The 11,573-nt window shown below is 45.0% G+C and carries 8 protein-coding genes; 3 read left to right on the top strand and 5 right to left on the bottom strand.

The window, feature by feature from the left end; genetic code table 11:
- Nucleotides 1–225: 225 nt before the first annotated feature.
- A complete protein-coding gene (locus CEF20_RS06575) occupies nt 226–642 on the bottom strand; it encodes an acyl-CoA thioesterase (RefSeq protein ID WP_100331049.1) in 417 nt (138 codons plus the stop codon).
- 151 nt (nt 643–793) lie between these two features.
- Here CEF20_RS06575 and CEF20_RS06570 point away from each other — a divergent pair, with 151 nt between their 5' ends.
- Both CEF20_RS06570 and ggt read left to right on the top strand, forming a co-directional pair.
- Nucleotides 794–1,936: a M20 family metallopeptidase gene (locus CEF20_RS06570; protein WP_100331048.1), complete on the top strand. Its 1,143-nt coding sequence runs from the start codon at nt 794–796 to the stop codon at nt 1,934–1,936.
- An 18-nt stretch (nt 1,937–1,954) separates the two neighbouring features.
- Nucleotides 1,955–3,634 carry a gamma-glutamyltransferase gene (gene ggt, locus CEF20_RS06565; RefSeq protein ID WP_100331047.1) on the top strand — a complete coding sequence of 560 codons (1,680 nt, stop codon included), beginning with the start codon at nt 1,955–1,957 and terminating at the stop codon, nt 3,632–3,634.
- Between the two features lie 276 nt (nt 3,635–3,910).
- On the opposite strand, the gene CEF20_RS06560 is transcribed toward ggt, so the two are convergent.
- The 4 genes from CEF20_RS06560 to CEF20_RS06545 form a co-directional block, all read right to left on the bottom strand.
- Nucleotides 3,911–4,054, bottom strand: a complete 144-nt coding sequence (locus CEF20_RS06560; RefSeq protein WP_100331046.1) for an FbpB family small basic protein — start codon at nt 4,052–4,054, stop codon at nt 3,911–3,913.
- Nucleotides 4,055–4,228: 174 nt separating this feature from the next.
- Nucleotides 4,229–6,952 carry an aconitate hydratase AcnA gene (gene acnA / locus CEF20_RS06555; RefSeq protein ID WP_100331045.1) on the bottom strand — a complete coding sequence of 908 codons (2,724 nt, stop codon included), beginning with the start codon at nt 6,950–6,952 and terminating at the stop codon, nt 4,229–4,231.
- A 306-nt stretch (nt 6,953–7,258) separates the two neighbouring features.
- On the bottom strand, nt 7,259–9,796 hold the full coding sequence (locus CEF20_RS06550; RefSeq protein WP_100331044.1) for a DEAD/DEAH box helicase: 2,538 nt from the start codon (nt 9,794–9,796) through the stop codon (nt 7,259–7,261).
- Nucleotides 9,797–9,878: 82 nt separating this feature from the next.
- Nucleotides 9,879–10,820: a magnesium transporter CorA family protein gene (locus tag CEF20_RS06545; RefSeq protein ID WP_100331043.1), complete on the bottom strand. Its 942-nt coding sequence runs from the start codon at nt 10,818–10,820 to the stop codon at nt 9,879–9,881.
- A gap of 169 nt (nt 10,821–10,989) precedes the next feature.
- Between CEF20_RS06545 and CEF20_RS06540 the strand changes: the two genes are divergently transcribed.
- Nucleotides 10,990–11,298 (top strand): hypothetical protein, encoded by a 309-nt coding sequence (locus CEF20_RS06540; RefSeq protein ID WP_408607781.1) that lies wholly within the window; start codon nt 10,990–10,992, stop codon nt 11,296–11,298.
- Nucleotides 11,299–11,573: the final 275 nt, after the last annotated feature.

Genomic DNA, 11,573 nt, shown 5'->3' with positions numbered 1-11,573 from the left:
ATAGATAGCAGGATGAAGCCGCCGTTGCAAAAAGAAGGCAACAGCCTATCCTATAAGGCTATGCAGAGTGATGGATCGGTTTGGGCTGAAATCCGTTTTCCAGTGTATTGAAACAGCAGCCCAAAGAACTTAACCGCCATAGATAAAAGCATATAAGAGAAGGGCGAAAAGGCCGGGCTTCCCCTTCGTCTTCAGGCCGCTGGCAAGATGATCCTTAGCTGGCGGTTATTTTTTATTTTCCTCATAGGCCTGATGCCAATCAGGAAAAATTTTTTTAAGAGAAACAGGACGAAACGTATCCTTCTTTACAACCGTATGGACGCTTTGACCTGTTACACATGCTTCGCCGCGGCTATTTTTTATGATGTATCCGTAAGTCGTCCTTACGCCTGTATGCTCTTCAATCCAAGTATATACCCAAGCACGGTCTCCGTATTTGAATGGCTTTTTATAAGAAATTTGGATATCCAACACCGGAGACACAAACCCTTCCTTTTCCATATCAGCATAATTAAATCCTAAGTCCTCAATCAATTGAGTCCTGCCCAATTCAAACCACACAACGTACTGCCCGTGATACACAACTTGCATGGCATCCGTTTCGGCATAGCGCACCTGGATTTCTTTTTCTGATAGTAACATTCACTCTTCTCCCCTGTCTCTTTTTTTTAGGAAGCTTGTTCAAGCCGTCCATTTAAGTATAATCCAGTCATTTCACAAATGAAAGAAAGTTTATCTTGTTCATCAATTCGGGTATTAGTGTTACACAAACCTGAAAGAGGAGGCCTGTCCATTGATTGATTATATAAAAAAACATAAAGATGAAATGATATCATTGCTGGAGCAATTGGTGAATACAGACAGCAACTCTTATGATAAAGCCGGTGTCGACAAAATCAGCCGGCTGTTAAAAAGAAAATTCGAAGAGATCGGCATGCACGTGACGGTTCACCGGCAAGTCGAGCAAGGAGATCATCTTGAAATCAAAGCGGATCGTGACTGCGATCCGAAAATCCTGATTATTGCTCATATGGATACAGTTTTTCCTAAGGGGGAGGCAGCAAAGCGCCCATTTAAAATTATTGATGATAAAGCGTACGGTCCAGGGGTGAACGATGAAAAAGCCAGCCATGTACAAGTGCTTTACGCCATGAAAGCATTAAAAGCCAGCGGTTCCGAAGCCCTTAAAAATGTCCATATCATCTTCAACAGCGATGAAGAGATCGGGTCGCTCTCTTCCAAGGCATTGATCGAAGAAGCAGCTGCCGGCAAAGACTATTCTTTAGTCGTGGAATGCGGCCGCCCTCATGATGGTGTTGTGACCGAAAGAAAAGGCGTTGGCCGTTTTATGATGGATGTTCACGGCAAAAGCGCCCATTCCGGTGTGGAGCCCGAAATCGGCAGAAGCGCCATTGAAGAGCTGGCGCATAAAGTTATTCGGCTGCAGCAATTAAACGATTACAAGCAAGGCTTAACCGTTAATGTCGGTCTCATATCGGGCGGAACCTCTGTCAATACCGTCGCGCCGGAAGCCAGTGCGCAAATCGATGTTCGCGTCAAAGATAAAGAACAAGCACTGGATGTGACAAAGGAGATTAATGATATCGCCTCTGAAGAATCCATCTCGGGAACACGAACGGATATTAGCGGAAGCATCGGCCGGCCGCCAATGGAAAAGACGAAAAAAACAGATGAGCTCTTACAGATCATTCAAACGACCGGCAAAAAGCTCGGCTATCAAATTCAGGAAGTCAGTACAGGCGGTGGCTCAGATGCCGCTTATACGGCTTCGAAGGGCATCCCTACCATTGATGGAATGGGGCCGATCGGAGAGTATTCACACAGTGAAACGAATGAATACACAGATTTACCTTCGCTAGTTGAGCGCACGATTCTTCTGGCGAAAACCATTGAAGCATTATCTTTGCAAAAATAAATCATAAGGATGAATGAAATGAAAATTCAAGATTTGCTTAATAAACAAAAATTACATGATCCGCATCCGCAGCGCGCTTGCAGTCAACAAGGGATGGCCGTAAGTGCAACAAAGGAAGCTTCAGCTATTGGAGCAAAGGTGCTCAAGTCTGGAGGAAATGCTATGGATGCATTAGCCGCTATGCAGTTTGGATTAGCGGTTTCTGAACCTTTTAATACCGGTCTCGGCTCCAGCGGTTTTATCCTTTATTATGATGCTAAAACGAAAGAAACAAAGGTCATACAGGGACATTCACAGGCGCCAAGACATATTCAAAAAGATTGTTTTATCGATGAGAATGAAAATGTCATTCCTTTCTTTGAACGTTCAACACCTGGCACAGCGGTCGCTATTCCCGGCATTCTAAAAGCGTTCCATAAAGGTTTAGAGCTTTTCGGAACCTTATCATGGGGGGAAGTAATAGAACCGGCCGTTCAGCTTTCCAAAAAAGGGGTGGAAGTAAATGAGATGTGGCAGACCGGGCTGACTCGCTTCGGTAATCGGCTTGGTGAAGAGGCGAAATCTTTTTTCTTTCCTGATGGCGTTCCACTCACGAAAGGCGAGATAGTGGTCAATCATGATCTGACCGCGGCACTTGAATTACTGCAGCAAAAAGGAGTCGATGTCTTTTACCGCGGAGAAATAGCTGAAGCGATCGTGGAAGCGACAAAAAAGCTGAATGGCTGCTTGACGGCAGAAGACTTAGAGCATTATGAAGCGCAAGTTAAAACGCCGCTGCAGGCATCGTATAAAGATGTCGACATCATCGTACCGCGCCCTCCTAACGGCGGAGGATTTGCTTTGCTTTACATGCTTAAACTAGTGGAGCAATTGGATATTAGCCGCTATGATGTCCGCTCATGGGAAAAATATTATTTAATCGCAGAAACTCTGCGGATTATGACAGCGGACAAGCTTGCTTTCATGGGGGATCCAGCCTTTTATGATATACCTGTAGACGGATTGCTTCACCCAGAATATTTGCAAAAACGCTTGAAACTGTATAATTTCAAGCATCGAAACGATAAGGTGGCGCCGGGAAATCCTTGGGTGTATGACGAGGCGAAAAAGCCGAGCGGTTTAAATGCCCAGCCATTTGAAATCGGCTCGGAAACCACTCATTTCATAGCTGCAGACCGGGAAGGCAATATCGCTGCCTGCACCTCTTCATTAGAACATTTCTTCGGTTCCGGTATTATGGTTCCTGGATACGGCTTTTTATTAAATAATGATATGACGGATTTCGATCCCTCTCTGGGCGGTATTAACAGCGTAGAGCCGAACAAATTTCCTGTGAGCATGAAAACTCCTACCCTCGTTATGAAAGATGGCTTGCCATTATTAGCGATCGGCTCTCCGGGAGGACCAACAATCGTTGCATCCGTCCTGCAAACGCTGATTCATGTGCTCGATTATCAGATGGATTTAAAAGATGCAATCGAAGAGCCCCGCATTTATAACGGGACCGGTCCTTTGATTTGGTGGGAAGAGGGGATTCCCGATGAAGCGCAAGCGACCCTTGAAAAAATGAATTATCAATTTGATGAGATTGCTCTTTCCATGGGAAATGTCCAGGCCATTTTGTTTGATCAAGAACAAAAAATCATGTACGGTGCAAGCGATTCTTCAAGACCTGGTGTTCCCGCAGGGGCTGAATAAAATAAAACGGATTTCTATTAATCTCGGCCGTAAGCATCCGTCAGGCGCGGAGCGGGGGTTCGGATTCAAAAGTCTCAAAGCGGAATCACGGCACCGGGGTGCACAATGCAGCTTATAAAGGCGCTGCATCAGCCTTTGTTCTTTTTTCAGCAGCGGAAGAGAAAGGGCTCTCTCCACTGCTTGAAGGTTCACTTTATTAATTGGCTGTACCATTTCTTCCTAATGGTACAGCCTTATTATGTACAGAGCACAATCAATTGTTTCTCACATCTGCTATCACTTTGCTTGAGCCAAACGTTTCTTCTCCAGCTTCTCTTCGATTCTTTCCTCAATCGCTCTCATCGCTGCTGGATCTTGAAGCAATTCACGTTTATTTTCCCTCACCAACTCAGCAAAAGACTTTTTCTTCGCTTTTCCCACTTGCCACCCCCCTTTCCATGTTTCATTATGAGTATTTTTTCCTAAAACACAAGTTCTTATACCGAATTTTCAAATAATTTTAACGAAACTTCAGTGAATTTATACAAAACTTTAACAAATCTTACAAAACAAAAAGGCTAGCTGTGATAGCTAGCCTTTTTACACTGTCATGTTTTATGCTTTTTTAATTTCTTGCAGTTTACCGCGAAGCACCATTTGCAGGATGCCGCCATGGCGATAATAATCCACTTCTACCTCTGAATCGAAGCGAGCAAGAGCTTGGAACTCTTTCTTGTTGCCTTCTTCATCAATCGCAGTGACCGTCACCACTTGACGCGGCTTGATGTCATCGCCTAAGTCAACTTCGATGACTTCTTTACCTGTCAAGCCAAGTGTTTTAGCATTTTCACCCAGTTTGAATTGAAGAGGAAGCACTCCCATCATAACTAGGTTGGAACGGTGAATACGCTCGTAGCTTTCCGCGATAACCGTTTTCACTCCGAGCAAGCTAGTTCCTTTCGCTGCCCAGTCACGTGAAGAACCCATTCCGTAATCTTTTCCTGCAAGCACAGCCAAACCTGTGCCATCTTCTTGGTACTTCATGCATGCATCATAGATTGGCATGACTTCATCTGTAGGCCAGTAAGTCGTATAGCCGCCCTCTGTGCCAGGAGCGATTTGGTTGCGGATGCGGATATTGGCAAATGTGCCGCGCATCATCACTTCATGATTTCCGCGGCGAGATCCGTAAGAGTTGAAATCTCGCGGTTCCACACCTTTGGAGCGCAAGTATTTTCCTGCCGGTGTATCTTTGCCGATGGCTCCAGCCGGAGAAATATGGTCTGTTGTGACCGAGTCGCCAAATTTGCCGACTACACGCAAGCCTTTAAGTGCCTGAATTTTTTCTGGTTCAGCCGACAAACCTTCAAAGAATGGCGGATTCTGAATATAAGTGGAATCTTCATTCCAGTTATACAGCGCTTCATTGCTTGTCTGGATTTGATTCCAGCGAGAGTTGCTGTCGAATACACGCTCATATTCTTTTCGGAATAGCTCAGGAGTTACCGCGCGACTGATATATTCCTTCACTTCGGCAGTTTCCGGCCAAATGTCTTTTAAGAAGACATCCTTTCCGTCTTTGTCCTGCCCAATCGGCTCTTTATCAAAATCAATATTCACCGTTCCGGCTAAGGCATAAGCTACAACTAAAGGAGGAGAAGCTAAGTAATTCGCTTTTACAAGCGGATGAATTCGTCCTTCGAAGTTACGGTTACCGGAAAGCACAGATGTAACAAGAAGGTCAGAATCAGCGATCGCTTTTTCAATCTCCTCTTTAAGCGGACCGGAGTTACCGATACAAGTTGTACAGCCGTAACCTACTAAGTTGAAGCCAAGCTGCTCCATATACTCCATTAAACCGGCGTCATTCAAATAGCCAGTAACGACTTTAGAGCCCGGCGCTAAGGATGTTTTCACATATTTAGGCACTTTCAATCCTAATTCGACGGCTTTCTTCGCCACTAGCCCTGCTGCCAACAGCACATAAGGATTGGATGTATTTGTACAGGATGTGATGGCCGCGATGGCTACCGCACCTGTTTTCATCTCGACTTTATCTCCGTCGTTAAATTTCACGGTTGCATGTTTATCCAGTTCTTCGGGCTGCAAGCCGAAGCCGTGATTGCCTTCCGGTGCACTTATTGCTTCATGGAATGCATTTTTCATATTGGAGAGCGGAATTAAATCTTGCGGGCGTTTTGGACCGGCTAAATTCGGCTCAATCTCCGCTAGATTCAGCTCAACAACATCTGTATAGACAGGTTCTTCGTTGTCAGGTGTAAAGAACATCTGATTCTCTTTCAAATATTTTTCAACCACTTGAATATGGTCTTCATCTCTGCCTGTCAAGCGCATATAATCCAATGTTTCTCCATCCACCGGGAAGAAGCCGCAAGTTGCGCCATATTCAGGAGCCATATTAGCGATGGTCGCACGGTCCGCTAACGGAAGCTCGGAAACGCCCGGGCCAAAGAACTCAACAAATTTGCCGACGACTCCTTTTTCCCGAAGAACTTGGGTCACTTTAAGCGCTAAATCGGTTGCAGTTGCACCATTCGGAAGTTCGCCAATTAATTTAACACCGACAACTTCAGGAATTGGGAAATAGGAAGGTTGGCCAAGCATGCCTGCTTCAGCCTCAATTCCGCCTACGCCCCAGCCAAGCACGCCAATTCCGTTGATCATAGTCGTATGGGAATCAGTGCCGACAAGCGTATCCGGATAAGCTTCAAACTCTCCGTTATCCGCTTCAACCGCATGAACCACATTCGCTAAATACTCGAGGTTCACTTGGTGAACGATACCAGTAGCCGGCGGCACCGCACGGTAGTTATTAAATGCTTTTTGCGCCCAGTTTAAAAATTCGTAGCGTTCAGCATTTCTCTCAAATTCGAGATCCATATTTCGCTCTAATGCCTCAGGAGTGCCGTATGTATCCACCTGAACGGAGTGGTCAATGACAAGATCCACGCCGATTTCGGGGTTAATCACATCCGGATCGCCTCCCATATCTGCCATCGCCTTGCGTAAGGAAGCCAAATCAACCACTACCGGCACTCCCGTAAAGTCCTGCAAAATAACGCGGGAAGGCTTGAATGGCACTTCAGCCTCTTTCACGTCTGCGGAACCCCAGTTCGCCAAATTTTCAACATGCTCTTTTTTGATGACATAGCCATCAAACTGGCGAAGTACAGATTCTAAAAGAACTCTAATAGAATATGGCAGGCGGGAAACTTTCGCCACACCCGCTTCTTCCAAAGCTGCTAAACGATAGTAATTATAGCGCTTACCAGCCAATTCAAAATTAGAACGGGCATTAAACACATCATTCTTTGTCATCCCGATTCCCCCTCTTTCCAAAAGTATGTAGACAATAGTAGAAAAGTATAAAGTTATCTTAAAACTTTTCACACAATTCCATCATAATATAATCCTTTACATAAGTAAATAACAAGAATTGAATCATAAACAATAAGTTTTCCTTATCACCGAGTAATTCCATATGATTAATTCCAAGAGCTCCGTAACCTTTATCAGCCGCTGTCTGAGCACTTCAAATATGCAGCACATACCCAGCTCAGAACACGCAATGAACCGCGGTTCCAAGCGATCGCAAAGGGCGACTTAAGAATTCTGAGCGCTGCTTCATATAAACGTGTGCAGGTCAACTACATTGGCGCAGCGCGGGCATACGGCTACAATGGCTTTTCCTGACCAGTCGGCCTTTAGGCGGACGCGGCAGGCTGCACATTCCGCTCCCGTATGATCCAAGTAACTTTGCAGCATGGGCTTAGAGGGAAACTCTCCTGCTTGGCAAACCGGACATTCAAGCCGGACAAAGCGGTTTTTAGTTACGCGGACATCCCGTCTGTTTGCGCACACCGGACAGCGGTCGAAACAGGCGATAAAGTCCGTGAATGCCCGACCGTTTGCAAAAGCAGCCCGCGGACTTTTTTGCTGCTTCACCCACTGCTGTATCTCTGCCCGATTATTGGCTGTGTTAAACATTTGACTGAAATGACGCGCGAACGGAACCGATGATAACCGGAATTGTACAGATCCTTCTCTATATAGAGGAGCTCCCAGCCAAAAAATCTTCTCATCGATTAAGATAAAAGGAAACGGAAGCGCAGCTGCCACTAATTCTACATTTGAAAAGGGAACTTTTTTAAATTTACATAATATTTTTATAGAACACTTATGCTGAGCCCTTTGAATCGCCTGCCAAAATGCCTTAGGCGGCTTGGATTTAGGCGGTAGACCGACCACGATCGAATGCTTAGCCTTGATCAAGTCCTTTAAGCAGCGGGACATACGTTCCTCTTGCTGATGCGCTAGGTGAGGATGAACCGCTGAACAGTCTCTTATAGCTTCCCCATACTCAACCATCTGCCCCTTGCCCTTTAAATAATGCATCAGCTGTCTCAAGGGCTGTGAAGCCGCCATTGTCTTGCTGATAAATCCATCATCTGACAGCAGGATGAATTTTCCTTTTGCTCTTGTCATCGCCACATTGATTAAGCGGGCGCTGTCCTCCCCGGTCAGTAAACGTCCGGGCACTAGCTGAGGCGGCGCATCGACTGCATCAAACAGAATCATTTCTCTTTCTGCCCCTTGAAACTTATGAACAGTCGCTGCGGAGTAAGCACCGCTTGACCATTCTTTTGAAAATAGCTCAGCTAAGCAAGCATTCATCAGCTGTGTTTGGGCTCTGTATGGCGCAATAAAGCCGATGGACTGTACTCCTTCTGCTCTCGCTTCAGTGATCAGCTGCAGCGCAATGAATAAAGAAGTAAGATTAAATTTGGAAGCGGAATTTTCTTCCTTTAATACGGCTGGCCATGAATCCGCTATATTTACACAGATGGCCGCCTGTCCCCGGAATGGAGCCTTGGAAGCCGTAATCTCTCTCTCTGTTTGCACAGCAGCTCCGTCCGCTACCTTGCCTCCATAAAAGACTTTATTCGTAAAAGCTGAAATATCCGGATGCATTCTTCGCTGAATATTTAGCATAAGCAGCTGAGAATGTCCTTGTTCAGTCATCGCAGCCGCAGCTATGCCAGAATGATGAAACACGTCTGTCTTCAGCCATTTTTGTGCGATCGCATGCCGGCTTAACACAATGGGAGGCAGCTGCCGAAAATCTCCGCAAATAACAGCATGCTCGCCCAGTGAAGCGGCAAAGGCCAACTGCGGGAGAAAAGCCATGCTGGCCTCATCGACGATCACCAAATCGAATTCTCTTTTATAAATAAAAGGATCGACAGCCGCCTTAGCTAAGGTTGTTCCGATCACCACCGCTCTTTCAGCCGTTTGCCTGCATAAATCCTCCCATTCTTGACTGGCTGCTCTTTGCCTCTTGTCCGTCCTGCTTTCGCTGCGCTCTCGTACATCGGCGCGAGCTTTTTCTTCTGCATATCTTTCATACACTTGCGGATAGTCATTCTTGACAAGCTGTTGGGGGATCATATCATGCAGTTCCATCATTTGCTGCTGACCGGCGCTGCCATAGCGAATGATCTCTCCCCGCTTCCATCTTTGCCTGCCCTCCAGAAATTCCCTCACTTCTTTGAGGAGCACATCAACCGCTGCGTGGCTGTGGGAAAGGATCAAGACTTTTCTGCGATTAACATAATGCCGTCCCGCCACCCGGGCAAGTGTATACGTTTTTCCGGTTCCGGGAGGTCCCCATATGTAAGTGACCGGGTTATACTGTGCCCGCAGCGCTGCTTCATGCAAAGTGTTTTTCACTTGATCTGCCGGATGCCGGATCGTTTCAGGAGGTGAAAGCAACCGTTTCATTCTCCTTAGGCAAACGCTTTTTTCTCCAGCTTCCTCTAACCGTTCTGCTAACTTCTGCAACAGTTCCCACGGCTCACTGAATAATTCGGCTTCTTCCACCTCCTCGCCAACAAATCTTTCGAATGCAATCGTGATCTCTTTTCTGAAACAATCCAATACCGTTCCCTTTACTTCCTGATCAGCAAGCACAATGGTTACGGGCACCCCTTCTGGTATTTGCATATCCCAAAGACCGGTGAAAGCATATACCGTTCCTTTTCCTTCATGATAGAGACATTCCCCATTCATTAAGCGTATGCCACCGCTTCTTTGCTCTTTTAACGCCTGCACTTCATAATGAAGAGCTTGTTCCCATTCTTGTATCATTGTTTTTAAATCCATACGCCACTCCAAATATAAAAAAATAACATGCCTACTATATCAAAAAAAATCTGCCTGTTACAGCAGATTTCCTGATGCCAATCTATTTGAAGAAAGAATTTTTTCGCTTGCTCTTTAAGAGGTCGCCCATCCACCCTTTTTTTCTTAAATAAATGTAAATAATAAATGTAGAAATTAATATAGCGGCCCATGAGAACAGGTAGCCAGCCTCCCACTCCAATTCAGGCATATGTTTAAAATTCATCCCCCAGACAGCTCCCCAAGCCGTAACAGGCGTAAATAAAGTGGTGAGAACCGTCAATGTTTTCATAATCTCGTTGCCGCGGTGACTCGAAACATTGTTCTCCAGGTCCACCATGGCGGTTAATTCTTCTCCATATTCGCTGATCAAGGTTTGGGCTCGCTCGATTCTCTTGCAGGCACGCTGGAAATGGACTTTTGAGGAAGTGTCTTCTCCGAACGCCTCCTCCACACCCATTCTGATTTCCGTAATAGGAATGAGCAAATTTTTCCAAACCAACAGCTCATGGCGGCTGTCCGCAATTTTGTCTAATATATCCGTGCCATTCTCTTCTTTTATTTCCCATAAAAGTTCCCGAAGCTTCATTTCAAAATCATCAATCTTTTGCAAGAAATGAGAAATGATTTCTCCAATTAAGATTAGAAACCCTTCTATCGGGTTATCCGACTGATGCATCTTTTTATATACAGCTTCAGCATCCAATTCATCCAAGACATCAATCTTAAAATTATAAGTGATTAAGAACTTTTTCGTTAAATAGAAATGGAAAATATCCTTTTGATCTTTATGATTGATGTCTTGACGATATACTAAAGATCCCCACAGCGCTTCTTTGCCAATAATGCTCGTATCCATGCGCAAATTATTCGTATGATATCCTTTTATGCCATCATACCAGCGCTGGCATGTAGGGTATTCCTCCGCCAATTCTTCCAATTGTTCATGACTGGAGAAATCATAATCAAACCATGTCCATTTCCCTTCACTAAAAACATGTCTCATCTTTTTTCCTCCTGGGTATTCATCCATTTCCTCTACTTTATTCCCTTAAAACTGCCGATTCTAAACTTTTCTTTACCAAGCATTAGAGGTTTCAAAAAAGCTGGTTAGGGTAAACATAAAACATGACCAGAAAGACAAGCTTACATTTCACTGAAGGAGGAATAGATAGATGTTTGGTATGAATACGGAAAGAGAACGCAACAGTAAACCGATGGGTGGAGGGTTAGGCTATATGCTGTTAGGTGCCGGCGTGGCAGCTTGGTGGCTATCAAAAGAGGAAAACCGCTCTAAATTTGACCGCTTCCTAAACACGACTAAAAATAAAATCAGCAAAGAGCCCGTTCCTTCGCCTGAGAATTTTCCCGTCTTAAAAGCAGGAAACCCCGATCCTGAAGACATCGCTGATAATAAAATGGTGGAAGAAGGTTCACAGTTCGGAGTCCACTATTACGATGAAAAACGCACTAAATTAGAATAGAGAACCATTCGCACGCGGCCATGCCCTAACCGAATAATTATTGTAAAACGACAAGACTCCTTGCGTATGGGTCTTGTCGTTTTTTGGTGCCTTTCTTTATTGAATTTATAGGAATCGTTCAGCGCTTTACAATTTTCCAGGTATTGGTTAAAAGACTTCACAATGGAATACGAACATAAAATGGCCCGCAAAAATGTATTTCTACTAGTTGTCCAGCATGAACCAAATCGGAGCAAAACTATACGAAGAATTCGATCTCCCTTTTTGACTTTTCC

This window comes from Bacillus xiapuensis (assembly GCF_002797355.1).
In the GTDB taxonomy this organism is placed as follows: Bacteria; Bacillota; Bacilli; order Bacillales; family Domibacillaceae; genus Bacillus_CE; species Bacillus_CE xiapuensis.
This window is presented reverse-complemented; position numbering and strand designations above follow the sequence as displayed.

Bases quoted from the DNA above. Each gene is read 5' to 3' on its own strand.
- CEF20_RS06575 (WP_100331049.1), bottom strand. From the start codon at position 642: ATGTTACTATCAGAAAAAGAAATCCAGGTGCGCTATGCCGAAACGGAT.
- ggt (WP_100331047.1), top strand. From the start codon at position 1,955: ATGAAAATTCAAGATTTGCTTAATAAACAAAAATTACATGATCCGCAT.
- acnA (WP_100331045.1), bottom strand. From the start codon at position 6,952: ATGACAAAGAATGATGTGTTTAATGCCCGTTCTAATTTTGAATTGGCT.
- CEF20_RS06550 (WP_100331044.1), bottom strand. From the start codon at position 9,796: ATGGATTTAAAAACAATGATACAAGAATGGGAACAAGCTCTTCATTAT.
- CEF20_RS06545 (WP_100331043.1), bottom strand. From the start codon at position 10,820: ATGAGACATGTTTTTAGTGAAGGGAAATGGACATGGTTTGATTATGAT.
- CEF20_RS06540 (WP_408607781.1), top strand. From the start codon at position 10,990: ATGTTTGGTATGAATACGGAAAGAGAACGCAACAGTAAACCGATGGGT.